The following is a 14,614-nucleotide window of genomic DNA, read 5'->3' as shown; positions in this document are numbered from 1 at the left end:
AAGAATGACGACATTAAATACAAATGATTTTGATTTTCACTTGCCGGAGGAATTGATTGCTCAGACACCTTTGGAAAAGCGCGATGCCTCTAAACTCTTGATGGTCAATCGCAAAACAGGTGAATTTCAAGATCGCCACTTTCACTCCATTATTGAAATGCTAGAGCCAGGTGATGCCCTGGTTATGAATGATACCCGCGTTTTGCCAGCTCGACTTCATGGTCAAAAAGAAGAAACAGGGGGCCATGTTGAACTCTTGCTTTTGAAAAATACAGCAGGAGACGAATGGGAAGTCTTGGCAAAACCTGCCAAACGTCTCAAGGTCGGCACCCGTGTTATTTTTGGTGATGGTCGACTTAGCGCAGTCGTGACTGAGGAATTAACCCATGGCGGTCGTATTGTCCGTTTTGAGTATGAAGGAATTTTCCTAGAAGTACTTGAAAGTCTTGGAGAAATGCCTTTGCCTCCTTATATTCACGAAAAATTGGATGACCGTGAACGTTACCAGACAGTCTATGCCAAGGAGAGTGGATCAGCAGCAGCTCCAACTGCAGGTTTGCATTTTACCAAGGAATTACTGGAAGAAATCCAGCAAAAAGGCGTTCACCTAGTCTACCTGACCTTGCACGTTGGGCTTGGAACCTTTAGACCTGTTTCAGTAGATAATCTGGATGAGCACGAGATGCACTCAGAGTTTTATCAATTGTCTGAGGAAGCAGCAGCGACCTTGCGTCAGGTCAAAGAAAATGGTGGCCGTGTCATTGCTGTAGGAACAACCTCTATCCGTACACTAGAGACTATCGGAAGCAAGTTTGACGGCCAAATCCAGGCCGATTCTGGCTGGACCAATATCTTTATCAAGCCAGGCTATGACTGGAAGGTGGTGGATGCTTTTTCTACTAATTTCCATTTGCCGAAGTCTACCTTGGTCATGCTTGTCTCAGCTTTTGCAGGCCGTGAATTGGTCCTCCAAGCCTACCAACATGCTATCGATGAAAAATACCGTTTCTTTAGCTTTGGCGATGCCATGTTTATCTACTAAAAAACGAGCAAATCAAAACTAGAAATAAAAGGGCTAATTCCTACTTGGATGAGCCTTTTTTCTATGTAGGGTAGCTATTGAATAAAAACGAAATAAATGATAAACTGAAAGCAATGAGTTAGCCATCAAAATTATATGTAAAACTAGGCTAGCCACTTTAAACGACATATGTCAAAGGAGATTTTTATGACTAACAAAACATTGCGCTATACAAGTCTATCATTACTAACCTTGTTAGCTGCTATTACATTAGCTGCTTGTGGTGGAAAGGCTGACAAGAATACTTCAGCTTCAAATCAAAAGGAAACAACAACTCAAGTAACGACGGCTTCAGCAAGTAAAACAGAAGCAGGCCAAAAAGAGGGGCAGAAGTCTGAGGCAAGTAGTGGGTCAGATGCTAAAACGACGCAAGCAGAACAAAAGGAAGATAAGCAAAAGTCACAAGAAGCTTACGCTAAATTTGTGGGAACTTGGGAAAATTATGCAGGGACAACTGCAACAGTTACATCTGATGGAATTGTAACAATCCAAAGTTCAAAAGGAACCTTTAATTATGAGATGGGTCGAGTAGAGGAAAAAAATGGTTATTACTCAGCAGGAATCCAACTTGTTGATGGTGGAGAAGGTGCTCGCCTTATCTACACTCCAGCGGGAGTCCAAAATGAATTGACAGGTACAGATGGTAGCCAAGAAGTCTTGTCCATCGGCCAATCACCAAGTGACAAAGATAGTCATTTTTACCGTAAATAAGAATACTAGTAAGAAGTAAGGGTGTAGAAACGCCCTTGCTTTCTAACCAATTTAAAATATAACAAAGGAAATAGAAAGAGGTAAAGGTGTTTTTTCTATGACGCCGTCGTGTCTTTATCGGCGAATGCAATGGACAGGCTGTTTATTATGACCAAAAGACAGGAGAGGCTTTAGCTGCTCCAAAGAGTGTCTTGCTCAATACTGCAGGCGCTCGTGACACGAATTCCTTTATCCCTGAATTGGTAGTTCTCTTTCTAGCAAAATGGAAAGAGAATTTTTTTCTAATTAAGCAGAGCATATTTCTGTTTAAACAACTCAATTTTATCATTGCAGTAATTGATTAAATCTTGTGCTTTTTCAAATGTGTAGCCTTTTTCAGATACAGACTTGACTTTCTTTTCATCAAAATAGTAGCCAGTCAAGCCCCTGACTTCCTCTGATAAGGTGAGATAATAGCCTGTTTCGATTCCCTGATCTAGATCTTTCGAGAGAGACTTCATCAGGCGTCCGAAGAGAGACTTTTTTGTCTTTTCATCACTAGAATTATTCCCTAAGTTAGTCGAGATAAGACCAGGATGATAGGCATTGATGGTGATGTTTGAACCTCTTAAAAAGAAGTCTCTTGCCAGATAGCGTGTCATCCAAATAGTGTAAAGTTTTGAATTATTGTAGGCCAATCCTGGATTGTATTCTTTCTCAAATCCAAAGTCCAAATCCTTGACCTTGGCAAAATGATGCATATAGGAAGAAGTATTAATGACACGGCTGTCAGCCGATTTTTCTAACAAGGGGCTTAGCTCAGTTGTTAACAGATAGGGAACGAGAACGAATAACATAAAAGTCAACTCGACATTTTTAGCACTCGCTTTTCGTTCTTTTCCTGCATACAGGCCTGCATTGTTAAACAAGACATCGATCCTTTGAAAGTCTCGCTTGATTTCCCCTACAAATCGATAAACATCGTCTAATTTTGAAAAATCTGCCAAGTAGCTCGAAACTCTGCCTCTCAAGGAAACGGCCCGAACCTCTTGAAGCGCCAGCTCAAGTTTTTGAGGATTGCGACCATGGAGGATGACCTGATGGCCTTCACTGGCTAATTTCTTTGCCAAATGTTTACCGATACCGTCAGTAGCACCTGTAATCAGAATCGTTTTGACCATATTAGTCCTCCAAGAAAGCAATGAGTTCTTTTGAAAACTCCTCTGCATATTGGAAGATCGAACCGTGACCAGCATTTGGATAGATGATCAGCTTACTATCTTTTATTTTCTCATGCATATCATAAGAATTTTCTGTTGGAACCTGCATATCCTTGTCCCCGTTGACGATTAAGGTTGGTTGGGTGATAAATCTTAGGTCGTCTTGAGAATCTTTCCCCCAACGTTTAATGGCTTTGAGTTGAGTCAAGAAACCAGGCACACTCATGTCTTTGTCCGCAAATTCCTTGGTTCGCATTCCCATTCGTCCGAGAACTTTCAAAGCTTCGATTTTTCCTTGTTCATCATGGTTATAGAAGATATAGCGTTTAGGATCGATGCGCTCGAGTCCAGCTTTAAACATATAGTTAAATGTTTTCCCTGTGACCTTATCAATCTCTTTTCCACCTCGAGGTCCTGTTCCTGCTATAATGAGACGATTGACCAAATCAGGCTTGATTCGGACCATTTCTTGGGCAATCATCCCTCCCATAGAAAGACCTAGGAGATTGATTTTATCGTAACCAAGGGATTGAATAAAGGCAATCGTCTGCTCAGCCATTCCAGAAATGGTTGGGGCCACTTTTCCTTGACTGGCTCCCACACCAGGAAGGTCGACCACAATCACATGGTGCTTTTCAGCAATCAAGTCCAAAAGTTTTGGATCCCAGTTGTCGAGGGTTGCTGCCAAGTGGACCAGCATCAGAAGAGGTAGTTTTGATTTGCCTTTGCTGAGTTCGCGATAGGCAATTTTGTTCCCTTCAACAGTGATGTATTGATTTTTAGTTGTAAGATATGACATTGTCTTTTCCTTTTTATTTCTTAAAGCTGAGGACAGTTTTTCCACGTGAGCGACCATTAGCGACCTTGTCTAAGGCGCTATTCACTTCTTCAAATGGATAGACTGTATCGATAGATGGCTTGATTTCTAATTTGCTAAAGAGGTCAGCTACCTCTTGTAATTGAGCACCATTGCTTTCCACAAAGATAAAATGGTAGTGAACGCCGTATTTGTCAGCCATCTTATCAAATTTGCGACCAGCTAAGCCAAGAATCATCTGTTTCCATTTTGGCAGGTTCATGCGTTTGGCAAAGTCACCATTTGGCATAGCACGGAGGGAAACAAGCTGACCACCTTTTTTCATGATAGACATTTGTTTTTCAGTCTCAGCGCCACCAAGGGTATCGAGGACATAATCAACCTGGCTAACAGTTTTTGTATAATCCTCTGTTTTATAATCGATAAAGCGGTCTGCTCCTAGGTTCAATACACGCTCAGCGCTATCTCCAGCCCCATTGGTAATGACCTTCAAACCTTTAGCTTTAGCAATCGGAATGGCCATACCGCCGACACCGCCTGTACCACCAGAGATAAAGATGGTTTTGCCAGCTTGAGCCCCCATGAGTTCTAAGGCTTGCATAATGGTTAAGGCAGTCAAAGGAACAGCAGCGGCTTCCTCGTCAGACAGATAGTCTGGAACCTTGGCTAGAGCCTGACTATCGACAGCTACGTATTCTGCAAAGGCACCAATATGATTAAGTGGTAAACGCCCAAAAACTCGGTCTCCGACTTTGAGATTTTTGACTTGTCTACCTGTCTCTTCAATGATACCGACCACTTCATTTCCAGCAGTTTGTGGAAGTTTGTAAGGGACGATCATCTTGACTTCTCCTCGGGAAATCATGTTATCCAGAGGATTAACCCCAGCTGCGGTGACTTTAACTAAAACTTCTTTGTCTGTGATACTTGGTGTAGCGATTTCTATGATGTTCAGTGTGATATTCTTTTTGTTATAAGTAGTGTGTTGTGCGGCTTTCATATGTTTTCTCTTTTCTTTTTCATATGACAACATAGACTTGTATCTAATACAAGTCTATGTTGTTTCAGGTAAAACTGACTTGACTTGCTATCAAATCAGTTTCGGACATGTTTGGCATCTTTATAAAGATTGTTAATGACATCTTCTAAGGTTTGCTGGGCTAGTTCCTTCTCAAGTTGAGCTTCAGCTCTAGCAAATAGTGGCGAAACTGCTCCTTGAATATGTTTTCCAACGGGACAATCGGGATTACTATTTTGATGAACAGGAAATAAACTAATGTGATTGATTTCTTGAGTAGCATAGTAGATCTCTAATAAAGTCATTTTCTTTGGAGACTTACTGAGTTGATAGCCTGTTTTTCCTTGATGTGAAGTAATCAGGCCTGCATTTTTTAATAAGGCAATCACTTTTCGAATGTAACTAGCGTTAGTCCCAACACTAATAGCTAATGCTTGAGAACTTAATGTTTCCTTGCTTTCACTAATCATTGTTAAGATATGCAAAGCAACTGAAAATTTCGTATCCATCTGAACTCCTTTTTATAAACATGTATCAGATACAAGAACAAGTATAACATAAATAAAAAGAAAAGCAAGACTTTTGTTTTAAATTCTTTAAAATTTTGAGTGAAATCAGATTAGAGCTGTCTGGAAAGGTTGTTTACAAAATTATATCTTTAGTATCCATTGGTAGAACAAAAGTAGAACAGATACACAAAAAAAGCCTTGAAATCAAGGCTTTTTCCTGTTGTATGTAGATGCCCCCATGGATTTGGGAGACTATATCATCTTGAAAGTAATTAAAAAGTTGAAATTTAAGTGATTTTCGGAAGGTACTTTTAGGTATTTTCAATGTCATGATTTAAAAATGGGGCAAAAGTGGGGCAAAAACCATACAGATTCTAAACTGTATGGTTCTTTTTTTATCTAACCAAGAAAGGTTAAAACTTATTAAAACAAATGCAATCAACTGTTGAAAACTTTTTAGTCCGTGTAATATAAAAACAAGTAAAAAGTTGAACTATAGGGAATATTGTGTCATAATAGGTAATTGATGAATAATTAATAGATTGGAAATAATGCTTTCTTACCTTAACAAGTTGAATTGGTTATACATTTTTTCGTCGCAATTGTGTCTATCTCTCGAGTTTAGCTAGTTTTTATAAGCTCTGGTTTCTAATCAATATAACAAATTTTAGAAGTGCATAAGACAAGATGGTGACATTACTACAGTCATTTCTAGTCACCATATGTTGCTGGCACAGGCTGTTTGTAGTGTTGGCTATTTACTAGTCAGTTTAATCGGAGTGTTTAATTTTTATTGTTGAAAGGTTTTTATATGGCGAAAATTCTATCTTTAGGTCTGACAGGTAAGAAATTACTTGCTCAGGGGTTCTTGTTTGTTCTGCTAGGTCTCATCTTGATGGTCACGGGGACTTGGTTGCCAGTAACAGTTATTCGCCTGGTTCTGTTTTTAGCTTGGATAGCAACGGTCTTAGATTTAGTATTACGTATTTTCAAAAAAAGTCAGTCAACGGACACCTTGGGAGTTGCACTGGTTAAATTGTTAGTGCTGGGATATTTGCTTGGCTCCAATCTTGCGACGGATGTGCCGATTTATGTTTTGGCTCTTGTGATTGGAGTTTATCAGATTTTTCATGCTAGTATTAACCTTGTCACCTATGTTCTCTACCGCAAAAACAAAATTCGACCTCGTTTTCGTCTCTTACTAGATGGTATTCTACTAGTTTTTCTTGGTGGAGCTAGTCTTTTGTCCTCTACGGGAAATTCTGTCTTTCAACTCTTTGTTTTAGGGGCTTATTTTTTCCTTTATGGTCTGTCCAATATCCGTGACGGTTTCTTATTTGAAGGGGAAATTGGGAAAAACCATCTCAAACGTCGCATTAGAATTAGCTTACCTATTGTCCTAGCCGCTCTCATCCCTGCAAGAACTTTAGCAAAAATTAACAAATTTATGCTGGAAAATGCTGATGAGGAAGAAGATATCCATCTTGGAATAGTGAAGTCTGGTAAGACAGCGGAGCTTGAAATTTTTGTTCATACAGCTGAGACCTCTCTGTTTTCGGCAATTGGTCATGTGGATATCTGCTATCAAGGCCGTGTTATTTCTTATGGCAACTATGATCCGTCTTCTGAGACCTTATTTGGCATGGTAGGAGATGGTGTCTTATATTTCTGTGATCGTGACAAGTACATTGACCTATGTAAACGTGAGAGTCAAAAAACGCTTTTTGGTTATGGGATAGATTTGACGCCTGAAATGGAAAAAGCAGTTCAGAAAAAGTTGGCTGAATTGAAACAACTGACGATTCCATGGGAGCCAAGTGCAGATAAAATCATGACAGGTGATGGTAAGGAAGACTACACCTACGCTTATAAAATCAGACATGAGACAGATGGGGAACTTTATAAATTTATCAAATCTAAGTTTAAATCCTACTTTGTCTTATCTACAAACTGTGTGCTCTTGGCTGATACCATAGTCGGTCAGGCTGGCACCGATATCCTCTCACCCAAAGGATTTATCGCTCCAGGAACTTACCAAGCCTACCTTAATCGAGAGTTTGAAAAACCAAATAGTATAGTCGTATCTAAACATGTTTATTAAGGAGAATTTATGAACTTAGTAAAAAAATACACCCCGTTAATACTTTTTATAGGGCTGGTTGCTCTTGTAATTCTGAATGCATCGAGCTTTATATCAGGAGCAATCTCTCTCTTTGATGTAATATCAACCTTGATTTATGGTGCTGTTATTGCTTTTGTGCTTAATGTTCCTATGAAAAAAATTGAACAGTACTTAGTTAAATTGAAGGTAAAGGCAGAGTTGCGTCGTCCGATTGCCATGGTACTTGTTTTCCTAGCTCTTATCTTAATCGTGATTGCTCTTTTGGTTTTGGTGCTGCCAACCCTAGCCCAGACTATTAGTCAGCTGGGAACAGTCCTTTCAACAGTCCTTACTCAACTTGGGAAATTGCTAGGCAGCTCGGAATTTGTAACCAAAGACATGTTGTCAACTATCGTATCAGGCATACAGGGACAATCTAGTTCTATTAGCCAAGCTTTGATAGGTTTTTTATCAGGTCTGACTAGTAATATCGGCAATATTTTTTCAAGTTTGATGAATGCCTTTTTGATTATAGTCTTCACCTTTTTATTTTTATCCAGTAAGGAACATTTGGCAGCGATGACGAGTCGACTTCTAAAAGTTTTTCTTCCAGAGAAGGTGGTGATAAAGTTGACTTACATTGGACAAGTAGCACTAGAGACTTATGACCAATTTTTGATGAGTCAGCTGATTGAAGCAGTTATCATAGGAGTTATGATAGCGGTTGGTTACAGCCTGTTTGGGATACCCTATGGAGTAATGACAGGTATATTTGCAGGAGTGCTATCGTTCATTCCTTATGTAGGGCCTATGATTGCTTGTGTTGTGGGAGCGATTTTTATCTTCACAGTGAGTCCTACTCAAGCCTTACTTTCTCTTCTTCTATATCAAGTTATACAGCTGATTGAAGGAAACCTTATTTATCCAAAAGTTGTAGGTCAGTCTATTGGTTTACCAGCTATTTTCACGCTTGCGGCTGCTAGTATTGGAGGCAATCTCTTTGGCTTACTTGGGATGATATTCTTTACCCCCGTATTTGCTGTTATCTATCGACTGGTTAAAGAATTTGTCGTTGCAAAGGAAAATCAGGTAGATTAAGAAAAACTAAATTTAATAAGATATACTGAGAAGAGAGTGAGAGATTCTCTTCTCTTTTATTTTTAAATACTTTTCTACAAAAAGCTATTAGACGTTAAAAAAAGCCTTGGTTTCAAGGCTTATTTCTGTTGATTTAGATGTGCCCCCTGCAGGGCTCGAACCTGCGCCCCATAGCTTAAGAGTCTACTGCTCTACCAACTGAGCTAAGGAGGCAACAGAAAAAGCTGAGAATGTAACTTCCCAGCTATTTTAATATGCCCAAAATGGCAGCTAGATTATTTACGAAAGGCATCAAGGATATAGGTGAAACCAACAATTAAAAATGCAAAGGCAACGACATAAACGACAAAGACACTTGTAGCTACTGGATTGAACAAAATCACTAGACCTAGTAAAAATGCAAGCAACGCTATCCACATGATATGGTTGCCAATAATAGGGAAAATCAATCCCAGACGATTGCCTTTAAAGAAAGCTATAATGGCTTCTACAATTAACCAAATTCCTAAAATAGTTGGAATGACAACTGGCAGCGTCACAAAGCCATAGGCAACGAGGTAAAGAGCTAAGAGAAGATTAACAATCCCTTGGAAAAGATGAGCTGGTGAGCGAAGCTCTTTTGGTACAGAGAAATAGCCTAAAATAGCTGCTATAGAAGAAACCAGTAAACCAAATGCAATCCACCAGCTGTAAGCAACAAGATTAGCTACTGGGTTTGTAAATAGGAAAAGTCCTAAAAGGACAAAAACAACTCCTGCAAGGAATAGCGATAAACGATTAGAAAATTTCATTTCAAGACCATCCTGTTATATAGTATAGTTTAATAGTAAAAATATTATACACCTTTTTAGAGGAAATATCAATAAACTAAATGGAAAATTTGGAAGTTTCAGTCTGATTCATGAAAAGAAAATCAGTTTTTATTATTTTGAAAATAAAAAGAGAAGATAAAATTTGTCTTCTCTACATGAAAATATTGTATGGCATCAAAGCAAAAGTAACTGGCTTTACACTATTTGTTAAGATGTAATTTGATTCAAAAAGAAAAGATAGATTTAAAAGTGGGGCAAATGATGGGGCAAATCAGTTACAGACAAGCAAAAAAGCCTTGTAAATCAAGGCTTCTTCCTGTTGATTTAGATGCCCCCTGCATGAATTTGTAAGAACTTTTCATATTGAAAATAAACAAAAATGTTGAAATATAGCTGATTTTAGGGAAATACTTTTAGGTATTTTCAATGTCAGGATTTAAAAATGGGGCAAAAGTGGGGCAAAAACAAATTAACGAAAAAAATATCGAGTTCGTGCATCAAGTAAATGATAAATTGCAAGAATAAGTGCAACATTTACTCGAACTCATCCTCTAGAGCTTCACTAGCAGTTCTGTAAGCTAAACATTTTCGTGGTCGGTGATTGATATCATATAAAGCCTGGGTTCCCAAAGCTTTTTTATGTTATAAACTCATTAAAAGAACCCCCAGTTAGATTTGGAATATTTTTTATTCTGTGTCACATAAAAATAAATAAAATGAATGGCTATAGCTAGAGCTAAAATGGTTGTTATACTCACTACTATTATAGGATTAGAAGCAAAGATTAAAGAGAGAATCAAGGCAGCCAGATAGAGTGTCGCTTGGACACAGTAGTAACTTTTCGAATAGCGAAGATAGTGTTTGTTATAGGGCCCATTTACTAGGACAGCAGCTTGAAAGAGGCCAAATCCGATATAAGAGAAGCTGGTTGCAAAGAGAAGATTAGCTTCAGGATTCAGAAGAAAACTCATCGAAACGGTCATCATAATAAGTCCAATGAAAATAGGATAGTGACTGTAAATTAGAAATAGTCCCTTTTGATTAGATTTTTCATCAATAGCATGGTCGAATTGACCAAAATAAAACAAGAACAGAGAAAGCATAATAATGAAATAAAGAACCGAATAAATCGAGAAATTCTCGATTGTAAAGAAGTTAGCTAGCTCCATAATCATCTCTCCAAACGTAATAATGACAAGAAGGGAGATGCGCTCGATTAAATGGGGGAGATTTACCTGGTAATGCTTATCTTTACTAAGCAAGATAATTGGCATAATAAATGTTAGCAGAATACTAGCAAATAAGACAGAGACTCCAACGTAAATAGGAAGAAGAGCTGCTAGATAGACTCCTAAACTTCCTAGACCTGTTATCCATAGAAAACCTTTGATACTTTCCCGTTCAACATTATCGGTTGATTTTCTAAAAAATTCAACCAAATATTGTAAAAATAAGGTAAAGGTTAATGTACCAACAGCCCAACAAAGATAATGAAAATATTGTTGCCAATCAGGTCCAATCATATTGGCTATAAAGAGTAAAAGTCCCATTTTGATAAACATGATTACCATGTTAAATAAAGAGTTCTTTCCATAGCGATTGGTATAAACGGTTTGAATCATCCATGAATCAGTGAGAACCAAGACAGCCATGAAAAAATCAAGGAAAGAATTCCAAGTCAAAATACCGTTATGAAGATGCTCAATTAAAGTAGTTGCTTTTGAAATTGCAAAAACAAAAACTAGGTCATAAAAAAGTTCTGAAAATTCTACACGTTTATGTTTAATAAGAGTTGTCATCTTAAGTCCTTTCTATTCTAGAAGTACAATTTATTATAACAGAAAATGGTAATGAGAGAAAAGGAGATGCTTAAATAACTTCATGTGACGCGAATTGTCAAAACCTTGGAGCACATTTACCTCATGTACCAACTCACAGGCAGAGTGTTTGATGATTGATAATGAAGTACGTGTATTCTGAGGCAAAAGATTTCGAGACTCCATTACGTAACTCCCATCTATAAATAAAAAATGATAGTTTCATCATAGCAAATCTAAAGAAACACGCTAAAAAGCAACCCTGACGAGTTGCTTAAAATCCTATTAAAAATTAACTGTGTCAGGATCATTCTGAGTTTTGGTGCCTTGAATCTTATCCAAGACTGCCATATCTTCCTCTGATAAGTCGAAGTCGAAGATATCCAAGTTACCTTTTACATTTTTAGGTGTCACAGACTTAGGTAGTGGCAAGAAACCTTTTTGGAGGCTCCAACGCAGAGCAACTTGTGCCACAGATTTACCGTTACGTTCAGCCACTACTTCAACATCTTCATTTCCAAAAATGCTACCTGTACCTAGTGGACTATAGGCTTCAAGAAGGATATCGCGCTCTTGGCAATAGTCAACTAAGTCTTCTTGGTCACAACCTGGAGCCAAGAGGATTTGATTGACATGTGGAACAATTTTAGCTGTTTCAAAAAGAGCTTCTAGGTGATGTTGCATAAAGTTTGACACACCGATAGCACGCACCTTACCTTCTTTGTAGGCTTCTTCCATAGCCTTCCATGCACCCGCATTGCCAGCCTTCCAAGCATCATTCTCACGAAGCGCCTTTGGATTAGGCCAATGGATAAGCAAAAGATCCAAATAATCCACACCAAGTCTTTCGAGAGACTCATCGATAGAAGTCTTAGCCAACTCGTAATCGTGCTTATCATTCCAAAGTTTGGTAGTTAGGAAAATATCCTCACGTGCCAAATTACTATCAGCAATCGCCTTACCTACAGAAACCTCGTTACCGTAAATTTGTGCGGTATCAATATGTGTGTAACCAGCCTTAAGTGCGAAGCTAACGCTGTTATAGGCTTCTTCGCCTTCAGCAATTTGCCAAGTTCCAAAACCAATTTTAGGAATAGTAACCCCATTTGCAAGTGTATATGTTTCCATGATTTTCACCTTATCTTTTTTTAATAGTACTATCTTAAAAAAGATAAGACAAAAATGCAAAGATTTGCTACGGCTATTATTATGAATAGTTCCTTACTTCTTTTTCCGCTGTTCGTAACAGCTTTTGGAGATATTATTACTTGGGAAGAGAATGAATTTGTTGGTATTGTAAAATACAATCTTCAAAACTGCGACATTATTATCAAGAGCTTGAAATATTTTCTTCAGTATTTAGATAACTCATATGTGACTGATAACTTTGAACTGGATTTATATAGACAGGCTGTGTTAAAACATGGTCCCTTGTCTTATAACCAATGTTTCGGTTTTGTTCCTTTACTAGCCTTGGGAGGCGTAAAAGATGTGGATCATATGGATAAGGTAAAAACCTTGGAACACATTTACCTCATGTACCAACTCACAGGCGGAGTGTTTGACGATTGATAAAAAAGAACCACCCTCGCGGTGGTTTTTTCGATGAAAACGAGATGTTAGATAAATAGCGAGTCTTTGGATGAGACTCTCTAATTTGGTGAATATAAATTATTTGGTACAAAATTTGGTACAAAAAACAAAATGACAAGCAAAAAAGCCTTATAAATCAAGGCTTTTTCCTGTTGATTTAGATACCCCCTACAGGGCTCGAACCTGTGACCCATAGATTAAGAGTCTACTGCTCTACCAACTGAGCTAAGGAGGCAAATAAAAAGCTGTATTGGTGCCGAAACTTCACGGTTTGTATTGAACCCGCGCAATTAAGCAGGTGGGCAACTCGCTCTAACTGAAGCTGTTTCCGTGTGAGACGGCCTACATGCTGTTAGAAGACTTTTGTTTCCCTAATAATACAAAAAATAGTCGGTCAACACTTAAATGTGAAGTCGTACACCACAGCGTTTCTATGATTATATGATACCACTTTTTCAAAAAAAATCAAGGGAAAATTAAAAATTTTGAAAAGGATTTCACGAGTTTCGTAATTTATCAATGGTTTCCTTACGTTGAGCCAGAGCCCGTTCGTATTTTCCACTATCTTCTGGTGAGAAGTAGCTATGGTTGCGGATTTTTTCAGGCAAGTACTCTTGCTTGACCCAGTGGCCAGGATAATTATGTGGATAGAGATAATTTTGGGCGTTCCCTAGTTCCTTGCTACCGCTATAGTGACCATCTCGCAAGTGACGTGGAATTGGTAGGTGACCGGATGTTTTAAGGTCAGCCAGGGCCTTATCCATAGCCACATAGGCTGAGTTGGATTTGGGTGAAAGTGCCAGATCAATGACGACATTGGCAATGAGGATGCGGGCTTCGGGGAATCCGATCCTTTGCGCAGCATCTAAGGCAGTTACGGTATGAATCTGAGCTTCGGGATTGGCCAAGCCAATATCTTCATAAGCAATAACAGTCAAACGACGAGCTAGACTAGGAAGGTCACCAGCCTCTATCAAGCGAGCAGCATAGTGGAGACTAGCGTCCACATCTGAACCGCGAATAGACTTTTGAAGGGCAGATAGAACATCATAGTGCCCGTCTCCATCCTTGTCCATAGTGATGTAGCTTCTCTGAAGACTATTTTCCATGATGTCGAGAGTAATGTGACGGACGCCGTCATCATTTTCTGGGGTGGAGAGAACTGCCAAATCAATCGAATTGAAGGCAGAACGGAGATCTCCATTGGTAGATGTTGCGATAAAATCAAGGGCATCATCATCTAACTCAACAGGGAAATCAAAACCTCGTTCAGGGTCAGTCAAGGCGATTTGAATGGCTTCTTTGACATCTTGGTTAGACAGAGGTTCCAACTCAAAAATTTGAACACGGCTACGAATGGCAGGAGTGACAGAAAAGAAAGGATTTTCAGTTGTAGCCCCAATCATGATGACTAGACCACTTTCCAAGAGAGGAAGGAGAAAGTCTTGTTTAGTCTTGTCAAGACGATGAATCTCATCTAGTAGCAGTACAAGGCCACCTGAGAATTTAGCTTCTTCAGCGATTTCTTGGAGACGTTTTTTGCTATCCACTGTCGCATTAAAGGTTCGAAAGGCATACTTAGTCGTTCCAGCGATGGCTGAAGCGATACTTGTTTTTCCGATACCCGGAGGTCCATAGAGAATCATAGACGACAGGCGGTTAGCCTCCACCATGCGACGGATGATTTTTCCTGGGCCGACCAGATGTTCCTGACCGATGACCTGGTCGATGGTTTTGGGGCGCATACGAAGCGCGAGATTGTCTGGCATAGCAGTCCTTTCTAACATGGATTTTCTGATGTATATGTGGTAATATGGTAGTATCTATTTTAGCATATTTCCGAGTATTCGGGGCGATT

The 14,614-nt window shown here is 38.9% G+C and carries 14 protein-coding genes and 2 tRNA genes; 6 read left to right on the top strand and 10 right to left on the bottom strand.

The genetic code is table 11. The features are described from left to right. Window positions 1–4: 4 nt before the first annotated feature. Together queA and ACWPVF_RS07835 are read left to right on the top strand one after the other, a co-directional pair. The gene (gene queA, locus ACWPVF_RS07840; protein WP_250307652.1) at window positions 5–1,042 is read left to right on the top strand and encodes a tRNA preQ1(34) S-adenosylmethionine ribosyltransferase-isomerase QueA; all 1,038 of its coding nucleotides are present in this window, start codon (window positions 5–7) and stop codon (window positions 1,040–1,042) included. A 186-nt stretch (window positions 1,043–1,228) separates the two neighbouring features. After that, window positions 1,229–1,792, top strand: coding sequence for an ABC transporter substrate-binding protein (locus tag ACWPVF_RS07835; protein WP_250307651.1), 564 nt, complete (start codon window positions 1,229–1,231; stop codon window positions 1,790–1,792). Between the two features lie 281 nt (window positions 1,793–2,073). On the opposite strand, the gene ACWPVF_RS07830 is transcribed toward ACWPVF_RS07835, so the two are convergent. From ACWPVF_RS07830 to ACWPVF_RS07815, 4 genes are all read right to left on the bottom strand, one after another. After that, complete coding sequence (locus tag ACWPVF_RS07830; RefSeq protein ID WP_250307650.1) at window positions 2,074–2,952, bottom strand: SDR family NAD(P)-dependent oxidoreductase; 879 nt, start codon at window positions 2,950–2,952, stop codon at window positions 2,074–2,076. A gap of 1 nt (window position 2,953) precedes the next feature. Beyond that, window positions 2,954–3,790: an alpha/beta fold hydrolase gene (locus ACWPVF_RS07825; protein ID WP_060955223.1), complete on the bottom strand. Its 837-nt coding sequence runs from the start codon at window positions 3,788–3,790 to the stop codon at window positions 2,954–2,956. A gap of 13 nt (window positions 3,791–3,803) precedes the next feature. Beyond that, window positions 3,804–4,808, bottom strand: a complete 1,005-nt coding sequence (locus ACWPVF_RS07820) for an NADP-dependent oxidoreductase (protein ID WP_454385537.1) — start codon at window positions 4,806–4,808, stop codon at window positions 3,804–3,806. A 95-nt stretch (window positions 4,809–4,903) separates the two neighbouring features. Further along, window positions 4,904–5,335 carry an Rrf2 family transcriptional regulator gene (locus tag ACWPVF_RS07815; protein ID WP_454385535.1) on the bottom strand — a complete coding sequence of 144 codons (432 nt, stop codon included), beginning with the start codon at window positions 5,333–5,335 and terminating at the stop codon, window positions 4,904–4,906. 811 nt (window positions 5,336–6,146) lie between these two features. Between ACWPVF_RS07815 and ACWPVF_RS07810 the strand changes: the two genes are divergently transcribed. Together ACWPVF_RS07810 and ACWPVF_RS07805 are read left to right on the top strand one after the other, a co-directional pair. Further along, window positions 6,147–7,436 carry a DUF308 domain-containing protein gene (locus ACWPVF_RS07810; RefSeq protein WP_454385533.1) on the top strand — a complete coding sequence of 430 codons (1,290 nt, stop codon included), beginning with the start codon at window positions 6,147–6,149 and terminating at the stop codon, window positions 7,434–7,436. A gap of 9 nt (window positions 7,437–7,445) precedes the next feature. Beyond that, window positions 7,446–8,534: an AI-2E family transporter gene (locus ACWPVF_RS07805; protein ID WP_185756240.1), complete on the top strand. Its 1,089-nt coding sequence runs from the start codon at window positions 7,446–7,448 to the stop codon at window positions 8,532–8,534. 140 nt (window positions 8,535–8,674) lie between these two features. Here ACWPVF_RS07805 and ACWPVF_RS07800 read toward each other — a convergent pair. Both ACWPVF_RS07800 and ACWPVF_RS07795 read right to left on the bottom strand, forming a co-directional pair. Continuing rightward, a tRNA-Lys gene (locus tag ACWPVF_RS07800) sits at window positions 8,675–8,747 on the bottom strand. A gap of 62 nt (window positions 8,748–8,809) precedes the next feature. Continuing rightward, window positions 8,810–9,325 carry a DUF308 domain-containing protein gene (locus tag ACWPVF_RS07795; protein ID WP_049521056.1) on the bottom strand — a complete coding sequence of 172 codons (516 nt, stop codon included), beginning with the start codon at window positions 9,323–9,325 and terminating at the stop codon, window positions 8,810–8,812. A 240-nt stretch (window positions 9,326–9,565) separates the two neighbouring features. On the opposite strand from ACWPVF_RS07795, the gene ACWPVF_RS07790 reads away from it, so the two are divergent. Then, window positions 9,566–9,697, top strand: a complete 132-nt coding sequence (locus ACWPVF_RS07790) for a hypothetical protein (protein WP_454385530.1) — start codon at window positions 9,566–9,568, stop codon at window positions 9,695–9,697. 302 nt (window positions 9,698–9,999) lie between these two features. On the opposite strand, the gene ACWPVF_RS07785 is transcribed toward ACWPVF_RS07790, so the two are convergent. Then, a complete protein-coding gene (locus tag ACWPVF_RS07785; protein WP_138101329.1) occupies window positions 10,000–11,145 on the bottom strand; it encodes a low temperature requirement protein A in 1,146 nt (381 codons plus the stop codon). A gap of 303 nt (window positions 11,146–11,448) precedes the next feature. Beyond that, on the bottom strand, window positions 11,449–12,291 hold the full coding sequence (locus ACWPVF_RS07780) for an aldo/keto reductase (protein WP_454385528.1): 843 nt from the start codon (window positions 12,289–12,291) through the stop codon (window positions 11,449–11,451). A gap of 81 nt (window positions 12,292–12,372) precedes the next feature. Between ACWPVF_RS07780 and ACWPVF_RS07775 the strand changes: the two genes are divergently transcribed. Beyond that, window positions 12,373–12,735 carry a T6SS immunity protein Tdi1 domain-containing protein gene (locus ACWPVF_RS07775; protein ID WP_239822583.1) on the top strand — a complete coding sequence of 121 codons (363 nt, stop codon included), beginning with the start codon at window positions 12,373–12,375 and terminating at the stop codon, window positions 12,733–12,735. Between the two features lie 183 nt (window positions 12,736–12,918). On the opposite strand, the gene ACWPVF_RS07770 is transcribed toward ACWPVF_RS07775, so the two are convergent. After that, window positions 12,919–12,991: transfer RNA gene (locus tag ACWPVF_RS07770), tRNA-Lys, on the bottom strand. 262 nt (window positions 12,992–13,253) lie between these two features. Beyond that, window positions 13,254–14,525 carry a replication-associated recombination protein A gene (locus tag ACWPVF_RS07765; RefSeq protein WP_454385814.1) on the bottom strand — a complete coding sequence of 424 codons (1,272 nt, stop codon included), beginning with the start codon at window positions 14,523–14,525 and terminating at the stop codon, window positions 13,254–13,256. Window positions 14,526–14,614: the final 89 nt, after the last annotated feature.

The sequence above is a fragment of the Streptococcus sp. Marseille-Q7087 genome (assembly GCF_965111935.1).
The sequence above is the reverse complement of the archived record's forward strand: the minus strand, read 5'-3'. Positions and strand labels throughout refer to the sequence as shown.